This window comes from Paenibacillus sp. FSL L8-0340 (assembly GCF_038593145.1).
Taxonomy (GTDB): domain Bacteria; phylum Bacillota; class Bacilli; order Paenibacillales; family Paenibacillaceae; genus Paenibacillus_AQ.
The window spans coordinates 908,054-922,888 of sequence record NZ_CP151967.1 but is presented as its reverse complement, the minus strand read 5'-3'; the positions used below and the strand labels follow the sequence as shown (position 1 = coordinate 922,888).

At 49.4% G+C, this 14,835-nt stretch carries 8 protein-coding genes, 14 tRNA genes and 3 rRNA genes; 2 read left to right on the top strand and 23 right to left on the bottom strand.

The window, feature by feature from the left end; genetic code table 11:
• The first annotated feature begins 354 nt into the window (after window positions 1-354).
• Window positions 355-1,812, top strand: coding sequence for a catalase KatA (katA, locus tag NST07_RS04265; protein ID WP_342481119.1), 1,458 nt, complete (start codon window positions 355-357; stop codon window positions 1,810-1,812).
• Window positions 1,813-1,906: 94 nt separating this feature from the next.
• On the opposite strand, the gene NST07_RS04260 is transcribed toward katA, so the two are convergent.
• From NST07_RS04260 to NST07_RS04165, 20 genes are all read right to left on the bottom strand, one after another.
• Window positions 1,907-2,860 (bottom strand): WYL domain-containing protein, encoded by a 954-nt coding sequence (locus tag NST07_RS04260; RefSeq protein ID WP_341089869.1) that lies wholly within the window; start codon window positions 2,858-2,860, stop codon window positions 1,907-1,909.
• A 372-nt stretch (window positions 2,861-3,232) separates the two neighbouring features.
• Window positions 3,233-3,303: transfer RNA gene (locus NST07_RS04255), tRNA-Gly, on the bottom strand.
• Between the two features lie 12 nt (window positions 3,304-3,315).
• Window positions 3,316-3,389 (bottom strand) — tRNA-Pro (locus NST07_RS04250).
• A 13-nt stretch (window positions 3,390-3,402) separates the two neighbouring features.
• Window positions 3,403-3,479: transfer RNA gene (locus tag NST07_RS04245), tRNA-Arg, on the bottom strand.
• Window positions 3,480-3,489: 10 nt separating this feature from the next.
• Window positions 3,490-3,564 (bottom strand) — tRNA-Gly (locus NST07_RS04240).
• A 7-nt stretch (window positions 3,565-3,571) separates the two neighbouring features.
• Window positions 3,572-3,655 (bottom strand) — tRNA-Leu (locus tag NST07_RS04235).
• 14 nt (window positions 3,656-3,669) lie between these two features.
• Window positions 3,670-3,745: transfer RNA gene (locus tag NST07_RS04230), tRNA-Lys, on the bottom strand.
• Between the two features lie 9 nt (window positions 3,746-3,754).
• Window positions 3,755-3,829: transfer RNA gene (locus NST07_RS04225), tRNA-Gln, on the bottom strand.
• Window positions 3,830-3,940: 111 nt separating this feature from the next.
• Window positions 3,941-4,018, bottom strand: a tRNA-Asp gene (locus tag NST07_RS04220).
• A gap of 4 nt (window positions 4,019-4,022) precedes the next feature.
• Window positions 4,023-4,099, bottom strand: a tRNA-Met gene (locus NST07_RS04215).
• 81 nt (window positions 4,100-4,180) lie between these two features.
• A tRNA-Val gene (locus NST07_RS04210) sits at window positions 4,181-4,256 on the bottom strand.
• A 6-nt stretch (window positions 4,257-4,262) separates the two neighbouring features.
• A tRNA-Glu gene (locus NST07_RS04205) sits at window positions 4,263-4,334 on the bottom strand.
• Between the two features lie 18 nt (window positions 4,335-4,352).
• Window positions 4,353-4,445 (bottom strand) — tRNA-Ser (locus NST07_RS04200).
• A 3-nt stretch (window positions 4,446-4,448) separates the two neighbouring features.
• Window positions 4,449-4,524: transfer RNA gene (locus NST07_RS04195), tRNA-Asn, on the bottom strand.
• Window positions 4,525-4,527: 3 nt separating this feature from the next.
• A tRNA-Ile gene (locus NST07_RS04190) sits at window positions 4,528-4,604 on the bottom strand.
• A gap of 57 nt (window positions 4,605-4,661) precedes the next feature.
• Window positions 4,662-4,778 (bottom strand): 5S ribosomal RNA (gene rrf, locus NST07_RS04185).
• 77 nt (window positions 4,779-4,855) lie between these two features.
• Window positions 4,856-7,783, bottom strand: a 23S ribosomal RNA gene (locus NST07_RS04180).
• Window positions 7,784-8,010: 227 nt separating this feature from the next.
• A 16S ribosomal RNA gene (locus NST07_RS04175) occupies window positions 8,011-9,566 on the bottom strand.
• The 16S, 23S and 5S rRNA genes sit together here with 14 tRNA genes alongside, the layout of an rRNA operon.
• A 353-nt stretch (window positions 9,567-9,919) precedes the next feature.
• Window positions 9,920-11,128, bottom strand: coding sequence for a hypothetical protein (locus NST07_RS04170; protein WP_342481118.1), 1,209 nt, complete (start codon window positions 11,126-11,128; stop codon window positions 9,920-9,922).
• A gap of 13 nt (window positions 11,129-11,141) precedes the next feature.
• Window positions 11,142-11,789, bottom strand: coding sequence for a TetR/AcrR family transcriptional regulator (locus NST07_RS04165; RefSeq protein WP_341089867.1), 648 nt, complete (start codon window positions 11,787-11,789; stop codon window positions 11,142-11,144).
• A 271-nt stretch (window positions 11,790-12,060) separates the two neighbouring features.
• On the opposite strand from NST07_RS04165, the gene NST07_RS04160 reads away from it, so the two are divergent.
• Window positions 12,061-12,186 carry a DUF4023 family protein gene (locus NST07_RS04160; protein WP_341089863.1) on the top strand — a complete coding sequence of 42 codons (126 nt, stop codon included), beginning with the start codon at window positions 12,061-12,063 and terminating at the stop codon, window positions 12,184-12,186.
• Window positions 12,187-12,280: 94 nt separating this feature from the next.
• Here the strand turns inward: NST07_RS04160 and NST07_RS04155 are convergent, their stop codons facing one another.
• The 3 genes from NST07_RS04155 to NST07_RS04145 form a co-directional block, all read right to left on the bottom strand.
• The gene (locus NST07_RS04155) at window positions 12,281-12,976 is read right to left on the bottom strand and encodes a hypothetical protein (protein WP_342481117.1); all 696 of its coding nucleotides are present in this window, start codon (window positions 12,974-12,976) and stop codon (window positions 12,281-12,283) included.
• Between the two features lie 159 nt (window positions 12,977-13,135).
• The gene (locus tag NST07_RS04150; RefSeq protein WP_342481116.1) at window positions 13,136-13,663 is read right to left on the bottom strand and encodes a GNAT family N-acetyltransferase; all 528 of its coding nucleotides are present in this window, start codon (window positions 13,661-13,663) and stop codon (window positions 13,136-13,138) included.
• 57 nt (window positions 13,664-13,720) lie between these two features.
• Complete coding sequence (locus tag NST07_RS04145) at window positions 13,721-14,572, bottom strand: hypothetical protein (RefSeq protein WP_342481115.1); 852 nt, start codon at window positions 14,570-14,572, stop codon at window positions 13,721-13,723.
• Between the last annotated feature and the right edge of the window lie 263 nt (window positions 14,573-14,835).

Below are 14,835 nucleotides of genomic sequence, written 5' to 3'. Positions count from 1 at the left end.
AGCGTATTTTTTAGCGTCAGTTTTTAGTTATACTACTGCTCTGACACTTTAGCCTATCCTGCCTTTTCCCCTGCTCCCGTCCGCTGCTGCGGATGGGAGTTATTTGCAATTAGATTCCCCTTACTTTTCAACGACATTCATAAATATCCTTTACTACACCCTTGTTAACTTAGGGACTACAACTCAAGCTTCTTTCATCGGACGTGCCTCCTTTCCCATTATCATGATTCCACCCAATTCCGCATATTGTTAATTAAAATTATTATAAAAAAGAATTGCTTTTCCCGTTTTATTTGTTATTATAGAACTTATACTAAATCTAATATCAAATCCTATTACGAGGTGATTGTATTCATGAGTCAGAGCAATAACAAACTTACAACAAGCTGGGGTGCCCCTGTCGGAGACAACCAGAACTCAATGACCGCAGGCTCCCGTGGACCTACCTTACTGCAGGATGTTCATCTGCTGGAGAAATTGGCCCACTTTAACAGGGAGCGTGTTCCTGAACGTGTTGTCCACGCCAAAGGAGCCGGTGCTCATGGATATTTTGAAGTCACTCAGGATTTGTCACAATATACCAAGGCAGCATTCCTGTCCGAAGTCGGCAAACGCACGCCAATGTTCATTCGCTTTTCCACCGTTGCCGGAGAGTTGGGCTCTTCCGATACGGTCCGTGATCCACGCGGGTTTGCAGTAAAGTTCTACACGGAAGAGGGGAATTATGATCTCGTCGGCAACAATACACCGGTCTTCTTCATTCGCGATGCGATCAAATTCCCGGATTTCATCCATACCCAGAAACGTCACCCGCAGACTCATTTGAAGAATCCGAACGCTGTTTGGGATTTCTGGTCTTTATCTCCTGAATCCCTGCATCAGGTAACCATTCTAATGTCCGACCGCGGCATCCCGGCTACACTCCGTCATATGCACGGGTTCGGCAGCCATACCTTCAAATGGGTGAATGCCGAAGGCAAGGCTGTCTGGGTGAAATACCATTTTAAAACTGAACAGGGCGTAAGAAATCTTGATGTAAACCTGGCGGCGCAAATTGCCGGGGAGAACCCGGATTATCATACAGAGGATTTGTTCAACGCAATTGATAAAGGAGATTTCCCGGCATGGAGACTGCATGTGCAGATTATGCCTGTAGAGGATGCCGACACGTACCGTTTCGACCCATTCGATGTGACCAAGGTATGGTCGCAGAAGGATTATCCATTAATTGAGGTTGGCCGTATAGTCCTGGACCGCAATCCGGAGAATTATTTCGCAGAAGTAGAGCAGGCTACCTTCTCTCCTGGTTCTTTTGTTCCGGGCATTGAAGCATCACCCGACAAAATGCTGCAAGGCCGCCTATTTGCCTATGCCGATGCCCACCGCTACCGGGTAGGTGCGAATCATAACCAATTGCCGGTCAACCGGCCTATTGCCGAGGTTAACAACAATCAGCGTGACGGTGCAATGAACTCCGGCAGCAACGGCGGCAGCTCTGTCTATTACGAGCCTAACAGCTTCGGCGGAGCAACAGAATCTCCGCAGCATAAACCAGCTCCATTCAACGTTGCCGGTCAGGCAGACAGTGTCCCTTATGATCACGATGATCATTATACACAAGCCGGCGACCTCTACCGGCTGCTGAGCGAAGAGGAACGTGCGCGTCTTGTCCGCAATATTGTCGGTGCCATGACTCCTGTCGAGTTCGACGAGATCAAAATCCGCCAGATCGGCCACTTTTACAAAGCCGATCCTGAATTCGGTCAGCGCATCGCCGAAGGTCTGGGCTTTCCTGTACCTCTAGCTGAATAAAATCATATGCAAAACCCCGGACCTTGAGGTTCGGGGTTTCTTGTTGCCCTAAAAATGACGGTGTTTAGATCAGGAACAAGAGGATACTGTACTCCTATTCCCTATAAATACTCATCCAATGCTCCAGCCGGTGCTTTAGCTCCACTCTGGCCGAAGTCGGCTCCAGGATTTCGGCATTTGGCCCGTATTGCAATATCCACTTCATGAACTCTTTTTCATTGTTCACAGTCACTTCGAACAGCAGACTGCCATCCGGCTCATCGCTCATCCGCGGATGAACGAACAGTTCCTCTTCCTTTATATAACGCGCAATCTCCGGCTGGAACCGCACCTTGAACTTTATGTTTTTATTGCCGCGGTCGATGGACCAGGTATTTTTCAAATATTTCTTAATATTGAAGTTCCCCTTGTCGAAGCTCGCCTCCATTACCTCCACGTCCAGAAAACGGCTGATTCTGAAGGTTCGGATGGCCTTTTTAAGGTGGCAATACCCAATGAGGTAAAAGCGCTGATCACGCGGAATCAAATAATAGGGATCGATCTCACGTTCCGTTGTCGCATCGCGCGACTGCGAGTGATATACAGCTCGGATCCGCCGCTGCTCCAGAATCGCCCCGATAATCGGCTGTAGAAAATTCCGGCTTTCTTTACGATAGGCGGGTGTGCCCATCTGAATGATGTCGGCAATGTTCTCCAGAATCCCATTCTGCCTGGATTTCTCCTTCATATGTGTACCCATTACTTTGTCATAAGCTGTATGGAAACCCGGAGGGATTTTGTCCTCATTGAGTACAGAAGGTAAAAGAGAGAATGCCAACGCTTCCTGCTCGGAAAAATCAAGCGGATAGAGAAAGAACTTGCCAAGAAACTTATAGCCGGTGCCTCTACCCTCATTCGTAACGGGCGCAAAATGGCTGATGATCTCAAGATCCCTGTAGATCGTTCTCACGTTCACATCACATCTGAAAGCCAAATCTGTCGCCGTAATACCAGGATTAGATTGAATTGCATTAATAATTCTGAAAATTCGAATTACTTTATCTGTCATTTGAGCTGCTCCTTAATACTTCCTGATCATTGAAGCCCGATATCGTAAATCTAATATACCAGCTTCACAGACCCGTTGGCTGTCACGAAACACACTTTCCGGCAAACAAAAAAACACGAAGGAACTATCTCCCAACGTGTTCGTCAAGCTACTATTAATTAGTTTGCTTTCCCTTTGCGATTAGCTATTGATCAAATGTATTCTCAACTCTTTCAGATAAAGTAAAGTAAGCAGTCCAGATTAGATTTTTTATTGGGTAATGTCCCACTCTAACTTTAATTTCACTAGACTGTAGCTGCTGCATGACTCTTGAGCACAAAGTACAAAAAAAAGCCTTGCATATCACAGGCTTCTTTTGTGGATTATTCTTTAAGCGGGTGATGGGAATCGAACCCACGCTATCAGCTTGGAAGGCTGAAGTTCTACCATTGAACTACACCCGCATAGGTGTACAATCGGGATGACACGATTTGAACATGCGACCCCCTGGTCCCAAACCAGGTGCTCTACCAAGCTGAGCTACATCCCGTTAATATTAAAAATGGCGCGCCCTGAGAGATTCGAACTCCCGGCCTTTTGATTCGTAGTCAAACGCTCTATCCAGCTGAGCTAAGGGCGCAAAATCTATATGGAGCGGACGACGGGAATCGAACCCGCGACCCTCGCCTTGGCAAGGCGATGCTCTACCGCTGAGCCACGTCCGCAAAAACATGGTGCGCGTGAAGGGACTTGAACCCCCACGTCGTAAAACGCCAGATCCTAAGTCTGGTGCGTCTGCCATTCCGCCACACGCGCACACTTTAAAGAAATGGTGAGCCATGAAGGACTCGAACCTTCGACACCCTGATTAAAAGTCAGGTGCTCTACCAACTGAGCTAATGGCTCTCGTGAAAATGGCTGGGGATATAGGATTTGAACCTATGCATGACGGAGTCAAAGTCCGTTGCCTTACCGCTTGGCTAATCCCCAATATTTATAATTAGCTAAAACACGGAACAGGGCGGATACTCTGCACTTCGTTGCGAGATTGCAAAGTAATTCTTGCGAAGCATATACTTCTGATCCCTGATGCCATACTAATGGCGGAACCGACGGGATTCGAACCCGCGATCTCCTGCGTGACAGGCAGGCATGTTAGGCCAACTACACCACGGTTCCAAATTGGTTGCGGGGGCAGGATTTGAACCTGCGGCCTTCGGGTTATGAGCCCGACGAGCTACCGGGCTGCTCCACCCCGCGTCAGTAAAAGTTATTGTTCCCTTGCGGCCCCAGAAAAACACCTGGAATCCATGCGAAGCTACAGCTTCTAAGGAAATGTTATGGTGGAGGCTGAGGGGATCGAACCCCCGACCCTCTGCTTGTAAGGCAGATGCTCTCCCAGCTGAGCTAAGCCTCCATGATATGACCCGTATGGGATTCGAACCCATGTTACCTCCGTGAAAGGGAGGTGTCTTAACCCCTTGACCAACGGGCCATGCTTGTTGAAAATTTGTGGCGGAGAGAGAGGGATTCGAACCCTCGAGACGCTTGTGGCGCCTACACGATTTCCAATCGTGCTCCTTCGGCCAAACTCGGACACCTCTCCATATGGCTCCCCGAACAGGACTCGAACCTGTGACAACTCGATTAACAGTCGAGTGCTCTACCAACTGAGCTATCAGGGAAAATGGTGGGCCTTAGTGGACTCGAACCACCGACCTCACCCTTATCAGGGGTGCGCTCTAACCAGCTGAGCTAAAGGCCCTTCTACCGTATATAAATATTAAGGGCAAAAAAAATACCACAGTGTGTGTGGTTGTCCGCTTGGCGGCGTCCTACTCTCCCAGGACCCTTCGGTCCAAGTACCATCGGCGCTGGAGGGCTTAACGGTCGTGTTCGGGATGGGTACGCGTGGAACCCCTCCGCTATCGCCACCAAACGGGCATTTACAGCGTAAATGCTTCAGGAACCTTGATTCCTGAAAACTGAATCCGAAACGAATCTGCGTCTTACTTGTTGGATAAGCCCTCGACCGATTAGTATTGGTCAGCTCCATGCATTGCTGCACTTCCACCTCCAACCTATCTACCTCGTCGTCTTCAAGGGGTCTTACTAATTGGGAAATCTCATCTTGAGGGGGGCTTCACGCTTAGATGCTTTCAGCGCTTATCCCGTCCGTACGTAGCTACTCAGCCATGCTCCTGGCGGAACAACTGATGCACCAGCGGTACGTCCATCCCGGTCCTCTCGTACTAAGGACAGCTCCTCTCAAATTTCCTGCGCCCACGACAGATAGGGACCGAACTGTCTCACGACGTTCTGAACCCAGCTCGCGTACCGCTTTAATGGGCGAACAGCCCAACCCTTGGGACCTACTTCAGCCCCAGGATGCGATGAGCCGACATCGAGGTGCCAAACCTCCCCGTCGATGTGGACTCTTGGGGGAGATAAGCCTGTTATCCCCAGGGTAGCTTTTATCCGTTGAGCGATGGCCCTTCCATGCGGTACCACCGGATCACTAAGTCCGACTTTCGTCCCTGCTCGACTTGTAGGTCTCGCAGTCAAGCTCCCTTATGCCTTTGCACTCTTCGAATGATTTCCAACCATTCTGAGGGAACCTTTGAACGCCTCCGTTACTCTTTAGGAGGCGACCGCCCCAGTCAAACTGCCCGCCTGACACGGTCCCCGTACCCGATTAGGGCACCAGGTTAGAACCTAGATACGATCAGGGTGGTATCCCAACGGCGCCTCCGCAGAAGCTTGCGCTCCTGCCTCTACGGCTCCCACCTATCCTGTACAGATCGTACCCAAATTCAATATCAAGCTGCAGTAAAGCTCCATGGGGTCTTTCCGTCTTGTCGCGGGTAACCTGCATCTTCACAGGTATTAAAATTTCACCGGATCTCTCGTTGAGACAGCGCCCAAGTCGTTACGCCATTCGTGCGGGTCAGAATTTACCTGACAAGGAATTTCGCTACCTTAGGACCGTTATAGTTACGGCCGCCGTTTACTGGGGCTTCGGTTCACAGCTTCGGATTGCTCCTAACCGCTCCCCTTAACCTTCCAGCACCGGGCAGGCGTCAGCCCGTATACTTCGCCTTGCGGCTTCGCACAGACCTGTGTTTTTGCTAAACAGTCGCTTGGGCCTTTTCACTGCGGCCCCCTCGGGCTATTCACCCTACCGAGGCACCCCTTCTCCCGAAGTTACGGGGTCATTTTGCCGAGTTCCTTAACGAGAGTTCTTCCGCGCGCCTTAGAATTCTCTTCTCGCCTACCTGTGTCGGTTTGCGGTACGGGCACCTTCTCCTGACTAGAGGCTTTTCTTGGCAGTGTGAGATCATGACCTTCGCTACTGTAATTTTCGCTCCCCATCACAGCCCAGCCTTAACGGTGTGCGGATTTGCCTACACACCAGCCTCACTGCTTAGACGGACATCCATCAGTCCGCGTCACTACCCTCCTGCGTCACCCCATCGCTCATAGCGGATTACGGTGGTACAGTAATTTCAAACTGTTGTCCTTCGACTACGCCTTTCGGCCTCGCCTTAGGTCCCGACTTACCCTGAGCGGACGAGCCTTCCTCAGGAAACCTTGGGCTTTCGGCGGATCAGATTCTCACTGATCTTTTCGTTACTCATACCGGCATTCTCACTTGTATGCTGTCCAGCGCTCCTTACGGTACACCTTCAACCCACATACAACGCTCCCCTACCCCAGATGCAAAGCATCTAGCCATAGCTTCGGTGGTGTGTTTAGCCCCGTTACATTTTCGGCGCAGAGTCACTCGACCAGTGAGCTATTACGCACTCTTTCAATGGTGGCTGCTTCTAAGCCAACATCCTGGTTGTCTGTGCAACTCCACATCCTTTCCCACTTAACACACACTTGGGGACCTTAGCTGATGGTCTGGGCTGTTTCCCTTTTGACAATGGATCTTAGCACTCACTGTCTGACTCCCGGCAAGAAGTTAATGGCATTCGGAGTTTGACTGAGCTTGGTAACCCTTGCGGGCCCCGCACCCAATCAGTGCTCTACCTCCACCACTCCATTCACCGAGGCTAGCCCTAAAGCTATTTCGGGGAGAACCAGCTATCTCCGAGTTCGATTGGAATTTCTCCGCTACCCCCACCTCATCCCCGCATTTTTCAACATACGTGGGTTCGGGCCTCCAGTGCGTGTTACCGCACCTTCACCCTGGACAGGGGTAGATCACACGGTTTCGGGTCTACGTCCACATACTTAAGTCGCCCTATTCAGACTCGCTTTCGCTGCGGCTCCGGCTTCTCACCTTAACCTTGCATGTTAAACGTAACTCGCCGGTTCATTCTACAAAAGGCACGCCATCACCCCTAGATCGGGCTCTGACTTTTTGTAAGCACACGGTTTCAGGTTCTATTTCACTCCCCTTCCGGGGTGCTTTTCACCTTTCCCTCACGGTACTGTTTCACTATCGGTCGCCAGGTAGTATTTAGCCTTAGCAGATGGTCCTGCTGGATTCATACGGGGTTTCACGTGCCCCGCACTACTCGGGATCCGTCTCGGAGAGAACACAGTTTAGGTTACAGGGCTTTTACCTCTATCGCGGGCCTTTCCAGACCTCTTCGCCTACCATATTCCTTTGTAACTCCATGTGAGACGTCCCACAACCCCAAGGGGCAAGCCCCTTGGTTTAGGCTGTTCCGCGTTCGCTCGCCGCTACTGACGGAATCACTATTGTTTTCTCTTCCTCAGGGTACTTAGATGTTTCAGTTCCCCTGGTCTGCCTCTATCTCTCCTATGTATTCAGAGAGAAGTAACTGCGAATTACCACAGCTGGGTTTCCCCATTCGGACACCCCCGGATCAAAGCTTGCTTACAGCTCCCCGAGGCAGTTTCGTTGTTCGCCACGTCCTTCGTCGGCTCCTGGCGCCTAGGCATCCTCCGTGTGCTCTTATTAGCTTAACCAATGCGTTTTCCGTTAGGAAAATCGCTAGCATCGCTATAATTAAAACTTGTTTACACAAGTTTCAGCTAAAAGATGTTCTAAAACGCAAATTCGTTTCGGTATCCAGTTTTCAAGGATCAAGGTACTACTTGAGAGCTTAAACTCTCAAAACTGACCAACGAGTGAGTGTTTTGGAAGCTAAGCTTCCGATTTGAATGTTTCCGTTGCAGGAAACGATTCTCCATAGAAAGGAGGTGATCCAGCCGCACCTTCCGATACGGCTACCTTGTTACGACTTCACCCCAATCATCTACCCCACCTTCGGCGGCTGGCTCCCTTGCGGGTTACCCCACCGACTTCGGGTGTTGTAAACTCTCGTGGTGTGACGGGCGGTGTGTACAAGACCCGGGAACGTATTCACCGCGGCATGCTGATCCGCGATTACTAGCAATTCCGACTTCATGCAGGCGAGTTGCAGCCTGCAATCCGAACTGAGACCGGCTTTGCTGGGATTGGCTCCACCTCGCGGCTTCGCTTCCCGTTGTACCGGCCATTGTAGTACGTGTGTAGCCCAGGTCATAAGGGGCATGATGATTTGACGTCATCCCCACCTTCCTCCGGTTTGTCACCGGCAGTCACTCTAGAGTGCCCAGCCTTACCTGCTGGCAACTAAAGTCAAGGGTTGCGCTCGTTGCGGGACTTAACCCAACATCTCACGACACGAGCTGACGACAACCATGCACCACCTGTCTCCTCTGTCCCGAAGGCCGCCACTATCTCTAGTGGATTCAGAGGGATGTCAAGACCTGGTAAGGTTCTTCGCGTTGCTTCGAATTAAACCACATACTCCACTGCTTGTGCGGGTCCCCGTCAATTCCTTTGAGTTTCAGTCTTGCGACCGTACTCCCCAGGCGGAGTGCTTACTGTGTTAACTTCGGCACCAAGGGTATCGAAACCCCTAACACCTAGCACTCATCGTTTACGGCGTGGACTACCAGGGTATCTAATCCTGTTTGCTCCCCACGCTTTCGCGCCTCAGCGTCAGTTACAGCCCAGAAAGTCGCCTTCGCCACTGGTGTTCCTCCACATATCTACGCATTTCACCGCTACACGTGGAATTCCACTTTCCTCTTCTGTACTCAAGCCACCCAGTTTCCAGTGCGACCTCAGGTTGAGCCCAAGGTTTAAACACCAGACTTAAATAGCCGCCTGCGCGCGCTTTACGCCCAATAATTCCGGACAACGCTTGCCCCCTACGTATTACCGCGGCTGCTGGCACGTAGTTAGCCGGGGCTTTCTTCTCAGGTACCGTCACTCCGGTAGCAGTTACTCTACCGGACGTTCTTCCCTGGCAACAGAGCTTTACGATCCGAAAACCTTCATCACTCACGCGGCGTTGCTCCGTCAGGCTTTCGCCCATTGCGGAAGATTCCCTACTGCTGCCTCCCGTAGGAGTCTGGGCCGTGTCTCAGTCCCAGTGTGGCCGTTCACCCTCTCAGGTCGGCTACGCATCGTCGCCTTGGTGAGCCGTTACCCCACCAACTAGCTAATGCGCCGCAGGCCCATCTCCTTGTAGCAGATTGCTCCGCCTTTCATCCTTCGTCCATGTGAACAAAGGAATTATCCGGTATTAGCTACCGTTTCCGGTAGTTATCCCAGTCAAAGAGGTAGGTTGCCTACGTGTTACTCACCCGTCCGCCGCTAAGTTATTCCAGAGCAAGCTCCTTCATAACTCCGCTCGACTTGCATGTATTAGGCACGCCGCCAGCGTTCGTCCTGAGCCAGGATCAAACTCTCCAAATTGGTATTTAGAAAGAGCGATTGCTCAATTTGAAACATCTGACGAGAATTTACATTCTCACGATGAAATTTCCAAAGCGTATAAATACGCTGTGAAACTCATCAGTTTTGGATCTCACTTGCGTGATTTCCATACTCACTCGTTGTTCAGTTTTCAAAGATCAAGCTCGTTGTCAGTGTCGATTATCTCGTCACCAGCAACTCTTATAATATATCACATCCAGCCGATCAATGCAAGCTCTTTTTTTTAACTTCTTTTCCGAGCCAGGCGTTGATGTTTCGTGGCCAGAAATAGAATATATCATGTATTTCAGAACATTGCAACACTTTATTTATATTCCCCCTTTTCAGCTTTATTATTCTGAAGACTCGCTGATTAGCAATTCGTGTACATCTCTTCTCAAGCTTAAAGGCGCTATTTTTACTGGAATACCGATACGCATGAGCATTTGAATAGTCTCTCCATCTGCTGCATAACTGCGGTGAATACCGCTATATAGCCTGCTCATTTCAGGATATTCCTCCAACACCTGGCTTAAAGGCTGTATGGCAAGCCCCAAACGGTGAGCGGACAGCACCAGCCTGCTGTATAACATTCCGCTGCGGACCTGGCTCAAGCGGCTGTTGTCGGCAGAACGAATCATGGCAAAGGCAGGCGTGTTGTTTACGGAAGTTTCAGTCGATGTGATGAATTGCTTGGAAGCAGCCTCTCCCTTGTTCAGCGAAGGAAACAGTGTAACCAGACCTTGCAGCATATGACGCATAAGTCCATCCGTTCCCTGCCCCTCTACGGAGAAGCCATAACGATATTTATTCTTCTCTTTTTCATTAGATCGGAATATCCTTGCTGACTCTTCCATTACCGTATCGACGCCCGCCTCAACAATAGACGCTTCTGTTATGTATGTTGCAAGCCGCTTCTTATTATCCGGATCTTGAACAATTTTTAAGGAAATATCCTTATTCTCTTGAAGACCCTGCAGCTCATCCACCTGCTCGGCACGCAGTGCATCCGATCGGTAAGCCCCTCTGTTGGTGTCCGAAAGGAATAAATACTTGTAGAGCGGATGGCTCACAGAGTTCATTCGGGTGAGAGTGATGACCGCTACAGGTTTGGTACGCATACTCTGCACAAGTCTCTTCTCATCATAGTCACCTTCCGGAAACAGCTCAATCGCTGTCTCATAACCCAGTTCTTTTCCAGCAACCCTGACATATTCTAAAAAAGTCCCCTGCGAAACCATGAACTGCCGCGCATATGGATCAACTGCAGGCGATAAACGTTCACTATCCGCATACAGAGCAAACTTCAGCGGATTGCTGCTGTCCAATTTGATCTTCCAAGGCTGCATGTTGTGGCTGCTGGCAGCCAAAAGCCCATGCGCAGCCAATTGCACCCTCGGGTCCGTGATTGCAGCAGAATAGCTCGGCTTCCAAGGCTGCAGATACTTCTGCTCCCGGAAGACTCCACTAATAAACATTAATGAAGCAAAAGTTATGACAAGCAAAACGCCAATCGCTGAAAGAATGAGAATCACCCGACTTCTCCACCTTATCCCTGTCATGTTCTCTCCCCCTTTAGTTACGGATAGACTCAAGCATGAGAGTAAATGCTGCCGTAACCAGTTCATCCGATGTTGTAGAATGCATGTGGCGGATGTATTTTTCCTTCTTATGCGCAGTATTCAGCACACCAATTACACAAGACCAAAGTACGAGAGCTGTTTTTACCACATCCAGGTCCTTGCGGATCTCCCCCTCATCCATCCCCTGACGCAAAAGTCCAACCAAATATTCCGTCATTTCTTCACCCAGGGCATAACATTCATCCCTTGCCTCGTCCGTCACCCCACTCTCAAAATCGAGCTCTGCGGTCTCATATTCAATAATGGCCTTGAAGTATTCCGGATGCTGCCTGCTGAAGCTGTAAAAAACATCTCCCATTTGCCTCAGACTCTCTATAGCTGTAACTGCGCCTGCATTCTGGATTTTCTGCTTCAGCAAACCGATCATCAGCCTATAGCCCCGAATCATAATTTCAAAATAGATTTGCTCCTTGCTGTTGAAATACACGTATACGGTTCTTTTACTGAACTCAGCCGCTTTAGCCACATCGTCCATAGTCGCCTGATTGTATCCTTTGGTAAAAAAGACATGCTCCGCCGCTTCCAGGATGTCATTTCGGCGGATCTGTTTTTCCTTCTCCCTGCGTTGATCGATTCCCAATGGTTTTGCCGCCCCCATATTACACTATAGTGTTTCAAAGTAAACTATTAGTTTACTTTGCTCCATTTTAAATGTTTTGTCAACCATTGGATTGCTCCAGAAAAGACCGGCAGCATGTTGAACAGTCACTTACCGCTCAATGTGAATGATTTGATGCCTATATGGTTACAGTAACAAACAGCAGTTTGGTTAAGGCCTATGCTTCCGAAGCGAGTTATGTACGAAGTGGACCCGAGAATCGGATGCTTACAATACTTTTAGGAGGTTCAGCATGAATACTCATGAATTTGTGGAGAAGTTTCAAGAAAATCAGCGGAAGGCGGAGAAGAACAAACGCCGGGGGAAGGGGTCACCAGAAGCAGCGCTGCCAACTAAACAACATGGTACAAATAAATAGACAAGGGGATGTCTGCAGAGCCGGTGGCTTTGCCAGGCATCCCCTCTTTTTTGCCGAAGGCCTTTATGGACCTTAGATCCGAAGGACTGGTTGCTTATTTGCTCAATTTCGCCACGCTTACGGCTACATTCTCCAACTGTGCTTTACTTAACGATTTATCCGGGGAGCTGATGGTGACATAGCGGTCAGCTACTTTGAAGGTCATCATTGCAAGATCACTAGGCGTGTACCATTTGCCTTCCGTTCCGTTCGACAGCTTCACTGTAGCTCCATCATACGAATCAGAGTAATCGCGGGGAGAAATAACCACTCTCATATGTTTGAACAGGAAGCTTACCCCATCCCCGCTGCCGTCAACTTTCTGGAAAGTATCTCCGCTGGTCATTTTGAATGGAGCATAAGCAGTCTCAAAGCCCTGGAAGTTTGCGAATGCCTTGTTGATCTCCTGTTTTTGCTCAGCGCTGTATGGAACGGCGGCTAACGTAACAGCTGAGCTGTTATTGGTACCCAGGATCACCTGGTTGGATGAGGCGTCGAAGGCCACCGGCACCTTCAGCACATCCGCCATCGCACGTACAGGCAAGTAAGTCGTATTATTATAAGTAATAGGAGCCAGTGTTTTGCCATTACCGTCTACCGGCGTATAATCCGCTCCGTTTACTTGGAAGCCAATGCTATGGTTCAGATAGGCACTAATCTTTTGCAGATTTGTTCCTGCGTACACACCTGCCGAGCCCGTAACCGCCATACCGAATACCATCGTTGCTATGATCATTTTTTTGCTTTTCATTGAATATCGTCTCCCTTGCGAGTTGGTTTGTTATGTCCTTTGCTATAGTTCAATTTAATCATGAACTTGTTTCTAACTTGTATCCGGATTGTAAAGAAGGATTTCCAAGCAGAACAGCCCGCCTATCTTTGCGATAGCGCGGGCTGTTTATGGAATGAATCAGTATGGACGATCTCCTGGTGCTGTAACTTTATACACCTCAGTGTACAGGATTTCCCTGTACTGATGGAATTCCTCCCGGTTTATCGGGCAGGGATACGTCATAATGCGCAGCGGCAGATCAGCCTGTCCTGTACGGAGCGGGGGCTGGTTATACTCATAGGCATTGAGGTGAAAGCCAAGCCGCTCATAAAACCCGATTCTCCGCTGCTCCAGTTCCCCGCTTGGCGGCTCTACCTCCAGCAGAATAGGAATGTCCGAACGGCCGATATAATTGAGCATCAGCTTTTTGCCGAGTCCTCCTCCCCTGATGCCGGGATCTACTGCTATATGCTCGACAAAACGCAGAGCCGGAAACTCCCACGCTGCCAAAAAGGCGAGCGTCCTCCCCTTAGCGTCCTGCTCAGTGAACAGGCGGTAGTTAGGGTTGTGCAGCAAAGATCGCTGCCCGCTGTAGGTTCTAATTTCACTCTCTGGAAAAGAAGATTTCATAATACCAAATATCTCATCAAAGGTTGTAGGGCCCATAATCAACTGCCTGCTTTCTGATAAAGTGTGTATCGTTTAGACTGCTGTTCAAAAGGTCTAGCCCTGCTGCAGCTTAACGGAATATGACCTTCCATTATATTGAAACTTAATCATATTGTTATCTAACATAAACTGTTTCATTTCCGTCTTCCGTTCCTGTTCAAGAGAATATACATATACTTCATATTCATAGCTGCCATCGCCATCAGGAAGCTGGCTCACCGATACATATAGCTTGTCCTGTTCCTCGATTCCCCAACTATAGAAGTAACCGCCTGCGGTACGAAAGGAGAGAATTTCAATATTGTCCGCCGGATCGCCGGTTTTCAGCGCCCAAGCCTGGTTCCTCAACGCCTGTGCGCCTCCCCGGAACATGGTGTACGTATGGTAGACTACATATTCACCTACACCCTGCAGACTATTGAGCTTTGTATATTCATCGGAAGCCTCCGGCAATGCCAGCGTCCAAAGCTTACGGGCCTTCGCAGCATTCAGCTCGATATCCGCCGGATCGCTAAGATAAATGGTGAAAGGCTCCAGCGGGATACCTGCCGGATCAGTACCTTCCCCCTCCATTGGGGGAGCAGGTGACCAGACGATCCCGGTTGAGGTTGCGGCTGCAAAATTATAACGCTTCGTCGCAACATTGTGGCCTGGGAAGAAATAAGTCATTCCTTTTAATTGAATAGAGAGTACATTTGGTTCCGCCGCTGAGTTAGACGGTCCGGGAACAGCCGGTATGACGGAAGCGCCAGGATTAGCTTGTGCCCCCTGTGAAACGAAAGGTGACGGAATGGACGAAGAATCCGCTGAAAGATTACCGGCAGCCACAGGCCGGCTACTGCAGGCTGACAATAAGCAGGACATTGTTAAGAATCCCGTTATAACAGGGATCGGTTTAAAAAGCATGCTGGAGTCTCCTTATCTTTCGTGAAGTTCTTTAATCTATATATTATAAGTCTTCCAAAGCTTGAATGGTCTAAATTTTGATAATTTTTCTCAAAATATGACTATAAATTACATTTTTCCCCTCTCAGATGTCCTTGTACTGCAACTGCGGATGGCGTTACACCTAAATCCAGGCTTCCGCTTCGCTCAGGAGGGGTAACCAGCGCACGGATCTGCGAATAACTCTCACGCCTTTATATAGGCATTATAACAAAATAGTCACA